This is a genomic window from Bacillus sp. Bwzl_19 (genome assembly GCF_054900515.1).
The window spans coordinates 678,856-696,080 of sequence record NZ_CM142729.1 but is presented as its reverse complement, the minus strand read 5'-3'; the positions used below and the strand labels follow the sequence as shown (position 1 = coordinate 696,080).

The following is a 17,225-nucleotide window of genomic DNA, read 5'->3' as shown; positions in this document are numbered from 1 at the left end:
AAAGGATCCTTCACATACTAATATAAAAAAAGCAGCGTTCTCAAAAAGAGAACACTGCTTTATTTCAATTCGAGCTTTGCCACACACTCCACATGATTCGTATGCGGGAACATATCCACCGGCTGCACTTCGAGGGTCTGATATCCGCCATCCTCAAGCACCCGCAGGTCTCTTGCAAGCGTGCCAGGATTACATGACACGTACACCACCCGCTTCGGTTTCATCTCGATGATCGTCCGCAGGAGGGCTTCGTCGCAGCCTTTTCTTGGCGGGTCGACGACAAGGGTGTCGGCCGTGATGCCTTCTTCGTACCACTTTGGAATCACGGTTTCTGCTTCTCCGACTGCGAATTCCGCGTTTGTGATACCGTTCAGCTCAGCGTTGCGTTTCGCATCCTCGATGGCTTCCGGCACGATTTCGACGCCGTATACTTTTTTCGCCTGCTTCGCCAAGAAAAGAGAAATGGTTCCGATGCCGCAGTAGGCGTCGATGACGGTTTCTTTGCCTTGAAGCTCTGCGTACTCAAGCGCTTTGTCGTAGAGCACTTTTGTCTGTTCCGGGTTGACCTGATAGAACGATCTGGCGGAGATGGCGAATTTGACGTCTCCGATGAGGTCGTAGATGTATTCTTCGCCCCAGATGACGCTTGTTTCGTTTCCGAAGATCACGTTTGTTTTGTTTGGGTTGATGTTTTGCACGATTGATTTGACGTGCGGAAATTGCGCCGTGATGTCTTCGATGATCTTCGCTTTGTGCGGAAAATCGCTTGTTCTTGTGATGAAGACGATCATCATTTCGCCTGTGACGACGCCGTATCTCACCATGATATGGCGGAGCCAGCCTTTGTGGCGTTCTTCATTGTAGGCTTTGACGCCATAATTTGCGCAAATGTCTTTGACCGCTTGGACGGCTTCGTCGTTTTTAGATTGCTGAATCAGGCAGGCGCTCATGTCGATGATGTCATGGCTTCTTTGCTGATAAAATCCGGCGACGAGTCCGCCTTCTCTTTCTCCTACCGGCACCTGCGCTTTGTTTCTGTAGTTCCACGGGTCTTCCATGCCGAGTGTCGGGTGCACGATAACACTGGACAGATCCAGCTTGCCGATCCGTTCTAAAACGTCTTTGACTTGTTTCTGTTTAAACAAGAGCTGGCCCTCGTAGGTCATGTGCTGAAGCTGGCAGCCTCCGCATTGCTTGTAGATCGGGCACGGGGCATCCGTTCTGTGCGGGCTTTCTTCCTTCAGCTCAATCAAGCGGCCGAAAGCGAAGCCTTTTTTGACGCGTGTCACTTTGATTTGCGCTTTTTCCTCGGGCAGGGCGTTCGGCACGAAGATCGGGAAGCCCTGAATCTTTGCGACCCCCGCTCCTTCGTGCGTCAAATCCTCAAATGTCACGTCATAGTATTCATTTTTTTCTACCGGGGGTTTCATTTTCATCTATAATCACCTCTAGTTTTACCAATAGCCTTGTTTCAGCGTGCTGGCAAACCTTCAAATCTGTCAGGCCTTCAAAGGTTTCCGATCACGCTGAAAAGATGACAAAATCCTAAAACGAATACTGTTTTAGGATTTTGTCCGCGTATTAATCATCCAGCTGTTCAGCTTTCTCCTTCGGCATGACGACGTGAATATGTCTGTACAGATTCACGAATTCGCCTGGCAGCATGCCGCCGTATTCGCCGTCCAGGTTCAGCTGCATCTTTTCTGATACATTGACTTTCACACGGTTCGCTTTTGTGTAAATAATGTGCTGATCGTTAATATGATCGCCTCTGAGCGCCATGCTCGCGACTCTGATAAACTCCGCGAGATTGGCTTTTTTCAAAATAATTAAATCAAACATGCCGTCATTCAGGCTGGAATCAGGGGCCAGCTTCTCGAATCCGCCGACCGAGTTGGTCAGCGTCACTAAAAACAGCATGATTTCGCCTTGAAACAGCTTGCCGTCATATTCAATCTCGACTTCTGTCGGACGAAGTGAAGGCAGCATTTCCATTCCTTTTAAATAATAAGCAAGCTGGCCGAGCATCGTTTTCAGTTTGCTTGGCACATCATACGTCAGCTCCGTCAGACGGCCTCCGCCGGCGATATTGATAAAGTACTGTCCGTTCACCTGGCCGATGTCGATCGGGCGGGCCACGCCGTTAATGACGGTATCAGCGGCATTCAGTATATTTTCTCTCGGAATGCCCAGCGCTCTGGCGAAGTCATTTGTCGTGCCGACCGGAATGACGCCCAGCGTCGGTCGTTTGTCTAACGGCGCAAGGCCGTTGACGACTTCATTAATCGTTCCGTCTCCGCCGGCTGCGACAATTAGGTCAAACTCCCGCAAAGCGGCTTCTTTTGCGGCATGAGTGGCATCTCCCGCACATGTGGTGGCATGGGTGGAGGTTTCATAACCGGCTTGTTCAAATTTTTGCAGGACCTGGGCAAGATTTTTCTTAAAAAGCTCACGTCCTGAAGTCGGATTGTATATTATGCGTGCACGTTTCATTATCTCATCATCCTACTTAAGAGTATCCGATCCATTATTAACACTAACAACCTTTAATTATACTATGACTTGAGAAAATCGCAACAATATGTACAGGAATTGGCAGAAGAAAAAAGGCCCTGGCTCCATTTAAGGAGCCAAGGCCCGCTGTCTTACTCTTCTTCCGTTCCAGGTTTTTTCTTACGGAATTTCACCAATACTTCATATACGATCGGTACAATCAGAAGGGTAAGCAGAGTTGAACTGATTAAACCGCCGATAACGGTGACACCGAGTCCTTTAGATATGACCTGACTTCCGCCTTCGAAGCCCAATGCCAATGGAAGCAGGGCGCCGATTGTCGCGATCGCCGTCATCAGAATCGGACGCAATCTCGTAGAGCCGGCTTCAAGGAGCGCTTCTCTCGTCGATAAGCCTTCCGCTTCTTTATGGATGACGCGGTCAATTAAGACAATCGCGTTTGTGACGACGATTCCGATCAGCATCAGCATACCGATCATGGCATTCAGGCTGACTGTCTCTCCGGATACATACAGTCCGACTAATGCGCCGATGACCGTAAACGGAAGCGAGAACAGAATCGCAAACGGCGCTAATGCTCCGCCGAACGTGATCACAAGAACGAGGTATACGATGGCGACTGCGGCAAGCATCGCTAAGCCGAGTTTCGTAAAGGAATCAGCAATATCCGCTGATACACCGCCGGTATCGATCGATACATTGTCCGGCTTATCCAGTTTGTCAACTTTCTTTTGAACGGCTGATGACACCTTCGTGATGTTGTCAGAAGTGACGGTTGCCGTTACGTCAGCGTACACTTTGCCGTCGCGTCTGGAAATGGTGTCAGATGTCGTGCCGTTTTTCACTTTCGCCACATCGCCGATTTTTACTTCTTGGCCTGCAGGCGATGTGATGGTTTTATCCTCTAATTCTTTCACACTCTTATACTGGTCTTTTTCAGTCTTGATATTCACGTCAAGCTCTTTGCCGTCTTTTTTCACCGTTGTCAAAGGAGACTGTGACGTTTGAGACATCAGGGCCTGGGAGATTTGCGAAGCCGTTAAGCCGAGCTTGCTGAGCTTCTCCTGGTCAGCGACGAACGTGTACTCATCATATGTGCTGGAAAGGCCTGAGTTTACGTCCTTCAGATCCTTTTGCTTTTTCATGATGCTTTCGATTTCTTTGACCGTGCCTTTAATATCAGACTCTGAATCTCCGTACACATAGTACGTTAATTCATTGTTGTTGCCTGACGAACTGAAATTTTGCGTTTTCCATTCGCCGCGGCTGGATGTTTTTTTGATTTCTTTTAAGACATTGTCTTTTTCTTTGTCAAAATCAGGTGTGTCTTCTTCGTATTTCACGTAGAACAATGCGCCGTTCGAGCTTCCGCCGAGCGGGCTTTGCGAGCCTAATGAATACTGGACGGTATCGACATGTTTGCGTTTAAGCAGCATGTCTTCCGCTTTTTGCGCAGCTTTTTCAGCTTCGCTTTTCGTTTCACCCGGTTCAGGTGTATATGTGAGCTGCATCGTTTTGTCCGCTTGTGCCGGCAGATAGCTCGCGCCGATCAGCGGTACGAGGAACAAACTGCCGACAAGCATCAGAACCGCGATGATGGATGTAATCCATTTATGGCTTAATGACCAATTCAGCACTTTTTTATAGAAATCGGCCAATCTGCCCGGCTTATGCTCTTTCGCTTTAACAGGCGCGCCTGTGAGCGATTTTTTGAATAAACTGTGCGCAAGCATTGGCACCAGTGTGATGGAAATCAACAATGATGCGGCAAGCGCGAAAACAATTGTTAATGCAAACGGCATAAACAGTTCGCCGATCTGTCCGCCGACCATGGCAAGCGGCAGGAATACGGCAATGGTTACGATCGTTGATGACATGATCGGTTTAAACATTTCTTTCGTCGCTTCACGCACCAACTGTTTTCCGCGTAAAGGCTCATCTTTCAGCCTCATGCGGCGGTAAATGTTTTCGATAACGACAATGGAGTCATCGACTACCCGTCCGATGGCGACCGTCATCGCACCGAGCGTCATAATGTTTAAAGTGACATCAAGCTGATTCAGCACGAGAAGCGCAATCAGCAGTGACAGCGGGATGGAAACGATAGAAATCATCGTTGATTTAATATCTCTTAAGAATAAGAGAATGATCACGACCGCAAAGATCGCGCCGAAAATCGCTTTGCTTAACATCGTATCCACTGACTCTGTAATCGGCTTGGCCATATCAAGAGTCGAGCTGTACTTGAACCCTTTATGGTCTTTTTTGTATTGATTCAGTTCATCTTTAATCGCATCGGCCACTTCTACCGTGTTGGCGTCATTGGCTTTTACGATATTAATTCCGATGCTGTCCTTTCCGTTCGTGCGGGAAATGGATTCTGCTTTTTTCACATCTTTAATGTCGGCAATGTCAGAAAGCTTAACCGTCGGAACCCCTGCTGATGCGCTTTGCTGTGCCTGCTGCGCAGCCTGAGCGTCCGCCGCAGATGCCGCACCCGCGCCGCCTGCTTGACCTTGAGCTGCGGAAGAAGATGTGACCGGAATTCTCATATCTTTCAGATCTTTAATTGACGTAATATTTCCGTTAACGACAACTGATTTTTCCTTGTTGCCGAATGTGTATAATCCAAGCGGCGTATTGACGTCAGAGCCTTGGATTACTTTCTTGACGGTATCTTCATCAAGTCCGTACTCTTTCATTTTTTTATCTTTGAAAGAGAATTCCACCTGCTCTTCCTGCTGTCCGGAAACTTGCACGGACGCAACGCCCTGGATGCCTTCAAGCTTAGGAACGAGAGTGTTTTCCACGTTTTTGGTCAGATCTTCAAGCGAGCTTTTATCACTTGTCACACTGAGCGTCAAAATCGGGAAAGAGTTGATGCTGTAACGGGAAATGTCGGGCTTTTTCGCGTCGTCGGGAAGGCTGACATTATCCAGCGCTTCAGCGACTTCGGTTTTCGCCTTGTCCATATCCTTGTTGTAATCATATTCAATCATAACCGATGAGACGTTTTCAGAGGATGTGGACGATACGACGTTCACTCCTTCTAAATTCTGCACCGCCTGCTCGATCGGTTTCGTCACGTCATCCGCAACTTGACTCGGAGCAGCTCCGGGATAAGTCGTATTTACTGAGAGGTAAGGCATGTTGACGTCCGGTATGGATTCCTGCTTCATATTCAGACCGGCATACAGCCCTGCTACAGTAACGATAATCGTCATCAGCCAAACTGCGAATTTGTTCTTCAGTACAAAGTTAATAATGTGGTTCATCATGTCCTCCGTTATTTTTTATTGACTGACTGGTCATTCTATATAATACTAAACGGTATAACTCAACATCGTCAACCAATAAGGCAGTAAATTTTTCTAAATTTTTCAAGGATTAAGGGGAAGCACGTCATGAACGAAAAAAAAGAGAAAATCATTAAAACAGGCATCCATTTATTTGCCAAAAAGGGGTTTTCTTCAACTACAATTCAGGAAATCGCCGGTGAGTGCGGGATCTCAAAAGGTGCTTTCTACCTTCATTTCAAATCAAAAGAAGACCTTTTGCTGTCAGCATGTGAGTATTACATCGGCATGTCTATGGAAGAAATAAAGAAAATCAAAACAGAACATCAGCATAAACCGCCTAAGGACGTATTCCAAAAACAAATTGCTTATCAATTCCGGGAATTTATGGAGCACAAGGATTTTATCATTCTCTTGCTGAGCGAAAAGGTCATTCCCGAAAATCAAAAGGTAAAACAGTATTTTCATGAGGTCAATATTCAATTTAACATGCTGTACCGGGATGCTCTGCTCTCCGTTTACGGAGATGCCGTCACACCGTTTCTGGCGGATGCATCCGTTATGGCGCAAGGAATTGTAAGCTCTTATATCCATTTCTTGATTTTTAATGAACATACGGCATTTCAGACGGAAAATGTGGCGGCCTTTCTGATTGCCAGGATTGATGATCTGATTACGGGACTGATAAAAGACAATCCCGACCCGCTTTTATCTGAGGATATCTTTACTCAGCCCGCGGCGGACAGAGAAAAACTGCTCGCGGATATTCAAATGGCAAAAGCGCAGCAGGGGCTGCCTGAGGACGTTCTCGTATCGCTTGAAGTCATTGAAGAGGAATGCCAGAAGGAAGAGCCGCGAAAACCGATTATTAAAGGAATGCTGTCCAATTTGGCCGGCAGCGGAAATGAACAGATTGAAACACTGCGGGCTTCCATTGAAACTCATTTCAGCCTTACCATATAAAAAAAGCAGCGCCCTTACAGGCGGCTGCTTTTTTTTATCGTTTTTTGATTTCTTCAAGTAAGATCTTGTTGACCATCGGCGGGTTGGCCTGTCCTTTTGAGGCTTTCATAATCTGCCCGACAAGGAAGCCGATCGCGCGGTCTTTTCCGTTTTTGAAGTCTTCAATTGACTGCGGATTGCTGTCAAGCGCATCTGTGACCAGCTTCAGAAGCACGCTTTCGTCAGAAATTTGCACAAGGCCTTTTTCTTTGACGATTTTTTCAGCGTCGCCGCCTTTTTCAATTAATTCTTTGAAGACTTTTTTCGCGATTTTAGATGAAATGGTCCCTTTTTCAATCAGCTTAATCATGCCGGCAAGACCTTCCGGAGTCAGCGCGACATCCTCAAGCTCTTTTTGTTCGGCGTTCAGGTAAGCTGAAACTTCACCCATCAGCCAGTTTGACGCCTGTTTGGCTTCTGCGCCTTTATTGACCGTTTCTTCGAAGAAATCAGCCATTTCTTTCGTCAGCGTCAGCACCATTGCGTCATAAGCCGGCAGGCCGAGCTCTTCGATATACCGCTTGCGGCGCTCGTCCGGAAGCTCAGGAATGGTTGCTCTTACGCGTTCTTTCCATTCGTCATCAATGTAGAGCTCGACAAGGTCAGGCTCTGGGAAATAGCGATAGTCATCTGAACCCTCTTTGACACGCATTAAAATGGTTTTTTTCGTCGCTTCATCGTAGCGGCGCGTCTCCTGCTGAATGACTCCGCCTGACAGAAGCACCTGCTCTTGGCGTTTCTCTTCATGCTCAAGGCCTTTTTGCACGAACGCGAAGGAGTTCAGGTTTTTCAGCTCTGTTTTTGTGCCGAATTTCTCCCGGCCGATCGGACGGAGGGAAATGTTGGCGTCACAGCGCAGTGAACCTTCTTCCATTTTACAGTCGGAAACGCCTGTGTATTGGATAATTGATTTCAGCTTTTCGAGGTATGCGTAAGCTTCCTCCGGTGTGCGGATATCCGGCTCAGATACAATCTCGACAAGCGGCGTGCCTTGGCGGTTGAAGTCAACGAGGGAATAGCCGTCGCCCGTATGCGTCAGTTTTCCCGCATCTTCTTCAAGGTGAAGACGGGTAATGCCGATTTTTTTCGTTTTTCCGCCGACTTCGATTTCGATCCAGCCGTTTTCGCCGATCGGCTTGTCAAATTGAGAAATTTGATATGCCTTCGGGTTGTCCGGGTAGAAATAGTTTTTCCGGTCAAACTTCGTATCCGTTGCGATTTCACAGTTCAAAGCCATTGCGGCTTTCATCGCGAATTCGACCGCTTCTTTGTTTAAAACGGGCAGCACGCCGGGATAGCCGAGGTCGATGACGCTCGTTTGGGTATTCGCTTCCGCGCCGAATGGCGTCGGTGAGCTTGAGAAAATTTTAGATTTTGTTTTTAATTCCACATGGACTTCAAGTCCGATTACCGTTTCAAAGTTCACTTCATTTCACCCCTTACAGTTCAGGTTTCGCTTTATGATGATCTGTTGCCTGCTCAAAAGCATGAGCGACACGATATACAGTGCTTTCATCGAAGTGTTTTCCGATGATTTGCAGTCCGAGCGGCAGGCCGTCCGCAAATCCGCACGGCACGCTGATTCCCGGCACACCCGCGAGGTTGACAGGGATCGTTAAAATATCGTTGGCGTACATTGTGAGCGGGTCGCTCGTTTTTTCGCCGATTTTGAATGCCGGTGTCGGTGTTGTCGGTCCGACGATGACATCGTATTTCTCAAATACGTCTTCAAAATCTTTCTTAATGAGCGTGCGCACTTTTTGCGCTTTTTTGTAATACGCGTCATAGTAGCCTGAGCTGAGCGCGAAGGTGCCGAGCATGATGCGGCGCTTCACTTCGTTGCCGAAGCCTTCAGAGCGTGTCTGTTTATAAAGATCGATCAGGTTGTCCGCATTGTCTGTGCGGTATCCATAGCGGATGCCGTCAAAGCGCGCAAGGTTCGCGGACGCTTCGGAAGAAGACAGCAGATAATATGTCGCAAGCGCGTATTTGCTGTGCGGCAGAGATACTTCTTCCCATGTCGCTCCGAGTCCTTCAAGCACTTTTAAAGCGGCTAAAACGGATTCTTTCGCTTCTTTGCCGACACCTTCTCCGAGATATTCTTTCGGTACGGCGATTTTTAAGCCTTTAATGTCGCCCGTTAATGAAGAAAGAAAGTCCGGCACTTCGACATTGGCGCTCGTAGAGTCCATTTTGTCCGGGCCTGAAATCGCCTGAAGCAGGAATGCGTTATCTTCCACGGTTCTTGTGATTGGTCCGATCTGGTCTAATGAAGACGCAAAAGCGACCAAACCGTAACGGGACACGCGGCCGTATGTAGGCTTTAATCCGACGACGCCGCAGAAAGAAGCAGGCTGGCGGATGGAGCCGCCCGTATCAGATCCGAGTGAAAACGGCACTTCGCCCGCGGCAACCGCAGCTGCGGAACCGCCGCTTGATCCGCCGGGAACCGTATCAAGATTCCAAGGGTTTTTCGTCGCTTTATACGCGGAGTTTTCAGTAGAAGAACCCATCGCGAACTCGTCCATATTCAGCTTACCGATTGTGACAGCTTCAGCTGCTTGAAGGCGCTCCACTACCGTCGCATCGTAAATCGGATCGAAGTTTTCGAGGATTTTGCTTGAGCATGTTGTGCGAAGCCCTTTGGTCACGATGTTGTCTTTGACGCCGATCGGCATTCCGAAGAGAAGACCGTGTTCAGACCGTCCGTCAACCGCTTCGTCAAGCTCTTTCGCGTAAGCGCGGGCTCTTTCTTCATCAAGCTGCAAAAACGCCTGCACCTTATCATCCACGGATGCGATCCGTTTGTAAGATTCATCAACAAGATCGGAAATCTTGATGTCTTTTTTATGTATCATTTGTTTCAGTTCTGTGATTTTGTGATCAAATAATGACATACTGTCTCCCTCCTTTAATCCAGAATAGATGGCACACGGACATAGCCGTCTTTATGATCGGGAGCATTTTTCATGACATCCTCGACCGGAAGGCCTTTACCCGCTTCATCTTCTCTCATTACGTTCTTCATTTTCAGCACGTGTGTTGTCGGTTCCACGTTATCCGTGTCCACTTCATTAAGCTCCTCGGCAAACGAGATGATGCTGTCAAGCTGTTCTGTGAACATTTCAGCTTCTTCATCCGTAATGGCGAGTCTCGCCAAATGAGCGACATGCTTTACTTCTTCTATAGAAATTCGTGACATAAGATCCACCTCCGCATAATTCTCCGTTTCGTCATATAATACTGATCATATCAAAAACGAGCCCTCTAAAGCAACAAAACGCCGCCTTCTGAGGCATGATGAAACCTTCTCTATTTTATCCTAAATCGGGGAGAAAGAGAAACGAATTATATGTCAGAAAATTTTTACTTTTATAATTTATTGGTAGCGTTTTCATCTTTAAGCTGTTCTATGTTGGCGGGGATTTTTTCCTTGAATGGGGCGGGTTTCGAGAGTTGATTGATCGGGGATACTTTGTTAGGTTTAGTAACCATAGCCTGCACAAAATCATGCGAGCCGCATGTAATGATGACTAAAGGCTCACCGCCGGCGCAAAATTCCGGCACTACTAATCTACAGAGGTGATGCAACATTTACTTGAAAGAAGAGAGGGTCCAAAAACGTGAGTATTGAATTAATTATATCTCTTGGGATTTATTTTGCTGCCATGCTGTTAATCGGCTGGTACGCATTCAGGAAGACAACGAATATCAATGATTACATGCTGGGCGGAAGAGGACTCGGCCCGTTCGTAACGGCGCTGTCCGCGGGTGCTGCGGATATGAGCGCATGGATGCTGATGGGGGTTCCCGGCGCAATGTTCGCAACGGGCTTATCAACCTTATGGCTGGCGCTCGGTTTGACGATCGGCGCGTATTCAAATTATCTGCTGCTTGCTCCGAGGCTTCGCGCGTATACGGAAGTTGCGGATGATGCGATTACGATTCCCGATTTCTTCGATAAACGGTTCCGCCATTCATCATCATTGCTGAAAATTGTTTCCGCCGTGATTATTATGATCTTTTTCACACTGTACACATCGTCCGGAATGGTATCCGGAGGCAGGTTATTTGAATCGGCATTCGGCGCCGACTACAAATTCGGTTTATTTTTAACGGCCGGTGTTGTTGTGCTTTACACGCTGTTTGGCGGTTTCCTTGCTGTCAGCCTGACTGACTTCGTACAGGGAGCGATCATGTTTGCGGCATTAGTGCTTGTGCCGATCGTTGCTTTTACCCAGCTCGGGAGCGTTTCGACGACGATTGATTCGATCAACGCCGTAAACCCGAAACTATTGGATGTCTTTAAAGGCGCGAGCGTCATTAGCATTATTTCTTATTTGGCATGGGGACTCGGTTATTACGGCCAGCCTCATATCATCGTACGATTTATGGCGATTAAAGAAGTGAAGGATTTAAAACCCGCCCGCAGAATCGGGATGAGCTGGATGGCTATTTCAGTTGTCGGTTCATTGCTTACCGGGATTATCGGGGTTGCTTATTCTCATCACTTCGGAGTCTCCGTAAAAGATCCGGAAACGATTTTCATTATTTTTTCTAAAATCTTATTCCATCCGCTGATTACGGGCTTCTTGCTGTCCGCGATTTTAGCGGCGATTATGAGTTCCATCTCGTCACAGCTTCTCGTAACGGCAAGCGCCATTACGGAAGATTTATACCGCGCCTTTTTCAGACGGGAAGCGAGCGATAAAGAATTGGTCATGACCGGACGCTTGTCGGTATTGATCGTGGCCGTTATCGCCATTTTGCTTTCCATGAATCCGAACAGCACCATTCTTGACCTGGTCGGCTATGCGTGGGCAGGCTTCGGTTCGGCTATCGGCCCGGCACTCTTGCTCAGTCTGTACTGGAAACGAATGAATGAATGGGGAGCGCTTGCGGCGATGATTACCGGAGCCGCGGCCGTTTTGATCTGGATTACGACAGGGCTTGCCGCTTCAACCGGCGTATACGAAATCATTCCGGGGTTCTTCCTCAGTCTGATTGCCGGTATTGCCGTCAGCCTGCTGACCAAAAAACCGGCCGATGCTTCTTATCAGCTGTTCAGCCGGATGGAAGCTCTTTTGAAAAACAAGAAATAGACAAAAAGCCGTCAGATCTTATCCCTGACGGCTTTTTTCTTGCGCACTTGTCCTGCTATAAATACTGTGAGAAAATCATATCAATTTACTATAAGAAAAACTGCGGAGGTGCTGTGTAAATTGAGCTGGCCTATCGAACCGGACATTTTATTAAAGCTGGGCATTGCCACGCTGATCGGTATGATCATCGGTCTTGAGCGTGAGTTGAAAAATAAACCGTTAGGACTGAAAACCTGTATCGTCATCGCCGTCAGCTCCTGTATGCTGACGATCGTCAGCATTAATGCGGCATATCACTTTCCGAAATATTACCGTATCATGATGGACCCGCTCCGCCTTCCCGCCCAAATCATTTCCGGCGTCGGTTTTATCGGTGCGGGCGTGATCCTGCGCAAAAGCAATGACGTCATTTCCGGTCTGACGACATCGGCTATCATCTGGGGCGCAGCCGGGCTGGGTCTGGCCACAGGCGCCGGCTTTTATAAGGAGGCATTCGCAAGCCTCTTGTTTATCCTGATCAGCGTCGAATTTCTTCCGTGGCTGATCAGAAAAGTCGGTCCCAATCGCTTGAAGGAGAAAGATATCCGCGTGAGGATGTCTCTTTCCGACAAAGATAAAATGACCGAGATTCTAAAGGAAATGAAAAGCAAACAGCTCCGCATTCACTCGGTCCGGATTGACGATCTGCGTGAAACAGAAAATCCGATTATGGAAGTGAAAATCAGTGTCCATAAAAACCGCTACACCACTGACGTGTATTATGATATTAAAGAAATCCAGGGTGTCGTCGGAGTGAAGTGTGATACGTTATAAAAAACGCCGGACTGGATTCAGCCGGCGTTTTTCTTTTTATACGAGGGAGGTAAAGTTATATTCAGTAATCGGTGTTTTGTTTTCGATATCACGCCTGAAACCTTTCAGCATCTCAAGCTCTTCATCCCCGAGTGAGTCAAGATCAAACGCCTGATGCAATAATCCGTAGATCAGCATATGGCGCAGGCGGAGGAAATCCGGAATTTTTTCAAGCCATGCAGGATCAAGATCATTTTCTTCCTTGTACCCTTTCATAAAATGAGTCATAAACTCCTCTGTAAATGCAACCTTGTCTTCATACGGGATGACCGGATACCACAAAATATTGTACAGCAAAATACTGATATCATTCACAAACCAATTGTAGCCGCTGTCATCAAAATCAAATGCAGTGATTTTTCCGTTGTCCCAGTTGAAATTGCCATGGTGCAAATCGGCGTGCACAAGGCCGTAGTTTTCCGGGTTCTTCGGCAATTGCCGCAGTTCTTCCATTAAAGCATCCGCCCGTTCGAATACAAGATGCTGATCTTCGGGCACATATTTTCTTAGCTTCAGCTGCTCCTCTTCATCCCATTCTTGCCTTTTATATTTCGGGTCGCTCAGACTGTAGCTTTTCGTCAGCCGATGCATGTTCCCCGTATACTTGCCAAGCTCATAAAACAGAGACCCGTTCCAATCTGATTCCTCCACTTTGCGTCCGGGCGCTTTTTCATAGACTCTGAACAAAAACGCTCCGCCTTTTTCGTCCGGCACTTCTTCGACATCTCTGCCATTTAATGAAGGAATCGGTTTTGCTGCCGAAAGCCCGCCCTTTGTCAGATGATGAAGCCATTCCATTTCCCCGAAAATATATTCCGGTGTTCTGCGGATCGTATGCGTAATTTTTAAGATATAAGCTTGATTATCTTTTACAATTTCGTATACGTAGTTCTCTGCGTCCGCAATAAATTGAAACTTAGTAAATCCGTATATTTCACCGGCTTTGGCCAGCACCTTATCTTCCTCAAAAATCGCTTGAATATCTTTATGCATGCTGATTCACCCTCTTCTTAACTTTTGTCGGTGACGTGAGTACTCAGCAAATGTCATTCATCAACATTCCTGCCCTTCTTTTGTTCATAGCAGATTAGTAAAATCCGCCTATAAACGAATGTATTTTCCTGTTAATCCCTAATTATACAAATATCATAACATACCTCATCTCTCTCACCAACGATATACACAATAAAAAACCCTTGCTCATATAGACATGAACAAGGGCATCTTGGTTAATCGTAAATATGGACGGTCGGTTCTTTGTCACCCGCATTGCGGACGATAAGCGCTTCCTGGCCGTCTGATGAGGTGATGTTGATTTCGACATCGACTGAGCCTTTTGAATAATAATCCATCAGCTCACCCGTTAAGTATTGGGTAAAAGCGATGACTTCGCTTTTTCCGTAAAATTGCATCGGGATTTCAATTTTCATTTTTCTCATTTCATCATTTTCATACATCGCCGTTCCGACTACTCCGGTGTAGTTCGGGAAGTAGCTGTCGATCGCGTTTTTGAAGCGTTTAAACACTTCGGAATCGTCAGGGTATTTCTTTGCTGTGTCAGTATCAGCCGGATAGAACACGTACTTTTCTTTGACATCATCCCAGTTTGAAATGGTGGATGAGCCGGCTTTGACTTCTGTTTTCGCAATGTAATTCCCCGGTACGATTGATGTCTTCGGCGCTTGTTTATAAAGGGCGACGGTAATCGGCACATTTTTCAGGTTATCCATTTTCCGGAGACGGTTAACGACTTCCTGGGCGATTTCTTCACCATGACTGCGGATCGTTTTGTCGCTGAGCTCCACTTCCTGCTGCGGATCCCCTGTATTTTCGCGATAATAGTATACAGAGTTGAGAGCGAGACCGATCATGATACCGCCAAGCTGGATGCTGTTTTTATCTTTTCTTACTAAGTAATCCTGCTCAAGCATAGACGCTAAGTAAATCGGGCTGTTTTCGTTTTTCTCTTTTGCCGATCCCGAGTTTGGCAGCACCGGATTTAAGCCGAGATTCTGGAAGTTGGCGTCTGCTTTTTTCGCCTTTTTCAGATCACTGCCTTCTTTTTTGCGGTCAAGCCAGCTGAGTACCGTATCCTCATCTAAATACTGGCCTTCCTGATACAAATAGTCATCCGTCGGGAACGTGTCTTGGGCGAGCCGCATCAGTCCCGTCTCGAATTCATCGATGTCCAGCCTCGTATTCAGCCGGTCCGCGGTCAGCCCGCGCGCTTTTCCGGCCTTAAACGGAAGCACCATCTTATAGTAGCAATCAGAGATATTATATTTCGGTATGATCGCTTTTTCAGAAGACTTTGCCGTTTTCTGCGTGATCTCTTCCTCTTTGTTTCCCCCGAAACTCGGCGAACAGGCTGACAGCATCAATACTGCCGCCGTTGCCGTCGCCGCCAATGCCAACATCTTTTTCAATAGAAAACACTCCTCTTATTTCTTTAGCTCTCCCAATAGCTGTGCTTCATCCCATACTTCAATGTTTAATTCCTGCGCTTTTGTCAGCTTGCTTCCGGCCGCTTCTCCGGCAATCAGCAAGTCTGTTTTTTTGCTGACAGATCCCGTCAGCTTTCCGCCGAGCGCTTCAATCTGCGTTTTGGCTTCATTTCTGGACAGCTCTTCAAGCTTTCCGGTTAACACGATGGTTTTGCCGGCAAAATAAGAGTCGCTGTCCTCCGCTTTTACTTTTTTCGGGCCTTTATAGAGTGTGTTCACACCGAGCTCTTCCAGTTCATTCAAAAGCTCAAGCATTTCTTCTTTTCGGAAATAGGTGATGACGGCATCGGCCATCTTTTCACCGATTTCATCTACTGCCAGCAGCTCTTCTTCCGTGGCTTGTTTCAGATTTTCCAGGCTTTCAAAATGCATGGCGAGTGTTTTGGCCGCTTTTGAGCCGATAAAACGGATGCCGAGACCGAACAGCAGGCGTTCCAATGAATTCTCTTTCGATTTTTGGATGGAGCTGATCAGATTGTCAGTTGATTTTTCTCCCATCCGCTCAAGCCGGATGACCTGTTCTTTTGTCAGCTTATATAAATCAGCGACATTACGGACGAGATGTTCACGGAAAAGCTGTGTGATGACACGTTCTCCGAGTCCGTCAATATTCATCGCGTTGCGTGAAACAAAGTGGATCAGGCCTTCTCTGATTTGCGCCGGACATTCCGGGTTGATGCAGCGCAGCGCGACTTCTCCTTCAATGCGCACAAGCTCGCTTTCGCACTCAGGGCAGACGGTCGGCATATTGAATTCTTTTTCTTCTCCGGTCCGCTGTTCAATTAAGACATTGACGACCTCAGGGATAATGTCGCCCGCTTTTTTAACGACCACTTTATCGAGAATGCGGATATCCTTCTCTTTAATTAAATCTTCGTTATGAAGCGATGCTCTTGAGACCGTCGTTCCCGCGACTTTTACCGGTTCCAGAACGGCGGTCGGCGTAATGACGCCTGTTCTTCCGACATTCAGTTCGATATCGAGAAGTTTTGTCACGACCTCTTCTGCCGGGAATTTATATGCAATCGCCCAGCGCGGGCTTTTTGCCGTATACCCGAGCTCTTCCTGCTGGTCGAGCGAATCGACTTTGATGACGATTCCGTCAATTTCATACGGGAGGTCGGCCCGCTTCGCCTGCAGCTCCTCGATCATTTCAATTACTTCATCTATCGTGGCGCATTGTTTCCGTTCCTGGTTTGTTTTAAAACCGAGCTCATCCAGAAAATCCAGGCCCTGACTCTGTGTTTCCACACCCATTTCGTCAAGCTCCGCTATACTGTAGACGAAGATGTCAAGATTTCGTTTCGCTGCAATTTTCGGATCGAGCTGTCTGAGTGAGCCCGCAGCAGCATTCCGGGGATTGGCGAACGGCTCCTCTTCATGTTTCAGCCGTTCTTCATTGAGCGCTTCAAATGACTGTTTCGGCATGAACGCCTCTCCGCGCACTTCTATGGAAAGGTTTCGTTTCATTTTCAGCGGAATGTTGCGGATCGTTTTTAAGTTTTCCGTAATATCTTCGCCCGTTGTTCCGTCTCCTCTTGTCGCGCCTCTGACGAAATAGCCGTCTTCATAACGGAGAGAAACAGCAAGACCGTCTATTTTCAGCTCCACATTGTAAGCGACGCCGTCCCCGACAGCCTGACGGACGCGGCGGTCAAAATCGCGAAGATCATCATCGTTAAATGCGTTGCCGAGACTGAGCATCGGCGTGCCGTGCTGCACCTTTTGAAATGATTCAAGCACCGCTCCCCCGACCCGCTGTGTGGGCGAGTCAGGCGTTCTGAGCTCCGGGTGCTCTTCTTCTATCGCAATCAGCTCCTGCATCAGTCTGTCGTACTCGGAATCCGGTACGCTCGGTTCATCTAAGGTGTAATATTCGTAACTGTACTGATCGATGGTGCGGCGCAATTCATCTGCCCGGTGTTTCGCTGTTTCTTTGTCCATCATGTTCTTCC

General features: G+C 47.5%; 12 protein-coding genes. 3 read left to right on the top strand and 9 right to left on the bottom strand.

Going from position 1 to position 17,225, the window contains the following annotated elements:
- Positions 1-59: 59 nt before the first annotated feature.
- The 3 genes from rlmD to ACW5MY_RS03685 all read right to left on the bottom strand — a co-directional run bounded on the left by rlmD (position 60) and on the right by ACW5MY_RS03685 (position 5,789).
- Positions 60-1,436: a 23S rRNA (uracil(1939)-C(5))-methyltransferase RlmD gene (gene rlmD, locus ACW5MY_RS03695; RefSeq protein ID WP_013351304.1), complete on the bottom strand. Its 1,377-nt coding sequence runs from the start codon at positions 1,434-1,436 to the stop codon at positions 60-62.
- 145 nt (positions 1,437-1,581) lie between these two features.
- The gene (locus tag ACW5MY_RS03690; RefSeq protein WP_013351303.1) at positions 1,582-2,493 is read right to left on the bottom strand and encodes a diacylglycerol kinase; all 912 of its coding nucleotides are present in this window, start codon (positions 2,491-2,493) and stop codon (positions 1,582-1,584) included.
- Between the two features lie 152 nt (positions 2,494-2,645).
- Positions 2,646-5,789 (bottom strand): efflux RND transporter permease subunit, encoded by a 3,144-nt coding sequence (locus ACW5MY_RS03685; RefSeq protein WP_013351302.1) that lies wholly within the window; start codon positions 5,787-5,789, stop codon positions 2,646-2,648.
- 129 nt (positions 5,790-5,918) lie between these two features.
- Here ACW5MY_RS03685 and ACW5MY_RS03680 point away from each other — a divergent pair, with 129 nt between their 5' ends.
- A complete protein-coding gene (locus ACW5MY_RS03680; RefSeq protein WP_013351301.1) occupies positions 5,919-6,773 on the top strand; it encodes a TetR/AcrR family transcriptional regulator in 855 nt (284 codons plus the stop codon).
- Between the two features lie 34 nt (positions 6,774-6,807).
- On the opposite strand, the gene gatB is transcribed toward ACW5MY_RS03680, so the two are convergent.
- From gatB to gatC, 3 genes are read right to left on the bottom strand one after another with little or no spacing between them, the layout of a single operon-like run.
- Positions 6,808-8,238 carry an Asp-tRNA(Asn)/Glu-tRNA(Gln) amidotransferase subunit GatB gene (gene gatB, locus ACW5MY_RS03675; protein ID WP_014469865.1) on the bottom strand — a complete coding sequence of 477 codons (1,431 nt, stop codon included), beginning with the start codon at positions 8,236-8,238 and terminating at the stop codon, positions 6,808-6,810.
- 13 nt (positions 8,239-8,251) lie between these two features.
- Positions 8,252-9,709: an Asp-tRNA(Asn)/Glu-tRNA(Gln) amidotransferase subunit GatA gene (gene gatA / locus ACW5MY_RS03670; protein ID WP_013351299.1), complete on the bottom strand. Its 1,458-nt coding sequence runs from the start codon at positions 9,707-9,709 to the stop codon at positions 8,252-8,254.
- Between the two features lie 14 nt (positions 9,710-9,723).
- Positions 9,724-10,014, bottom strand: a complete 291-nt coding sequence (gene gatC, locus ACW5MY_RS03665) for an Asp-tRNA(Asn)/Glu-tRNA(Gln) amidotransferase subunit GatC (RefSeq protein ID WP_003155732.1) — start codon at positions 10,012-10,014, stop codon at positions 9,724-9,726.
- A gap of 421 nt (positions 10,015-10,435) precedes the next feature.
- Between gatC and putP the strand changes: the two genes are divergently transcribed.
- Both putP and ACW5MY_RS03655 read left to right on the top strand, forming a co-directional pair.
- Positions 10,436-11,914, top strand: coding sequence for a sodium/proline symporter PutP (gene putP, locus ACW5MY_RS03660; RefSeq protein WP_013351298.1), 1,479 nt, complete (start codon positions 10,436-10,438; stop codon positions 11,912-11,914).
- Between the two features lie 120 nt (positions 11,915-12,034).
- Positions 12,035-12,727: an MgtC/SapB family protein gene (locus tag ACW5MY_RS03655; protein ID WP_013351297.1), complete on the top strand. Its 693-nt coding sequence runs from the start codon at positions 12,035-12,037 to the stop codon at positions 12,725-12,727.
- 36 nt (positions 12,728-12,763) lie between these two features.
- On the opposite strand, the gene ACW5MY_RS03650 is transcribed toward ACW5MY_RS03655, so the two are convergent.
- From ACW5MY_RS03650 to ligA, 3 genes are all read right to left on the bottom strand, one after another.
- Positions 12,764-13,759, bottom strand: coding sequence for a phosphotransferase enzyme family protein (locus ACW5MY_RS03650; RefSeq protein ID WP_013351296.1), 996 nt, complete (start codon positions 13,757-13,759; stop codon positions 12,764-12,766).
- A gap of 236 nt (positions 13,760-13,995) precedes the next feature.
- Positions 13,996-15,192: a CamS family sex pheromone protein gene (locus ACW5MY_RS03645; protein ID WP_289394201.1), complete on the bottom strand. Its 1,197-nt coding sequence runs from the start codon at positions 15,190-15,192 to the stop codon at positions 13,996-13,998.
- 15 nt (positions 15,193-15,207) lie between these two features.
- A complete protein-coding gene (ligA, locus tag ACW5MY_RS03640; protein WP_014469864.1) occupies positions 15,208-17,214 on the bottom strand; it encodes an NAD-dependent DNA ligase LigA in 2,007 nt (668 codons plus the stop codon).
- Between the last annotated feature and the right edge of the window lie 11 nt (positions 17,215-17,225).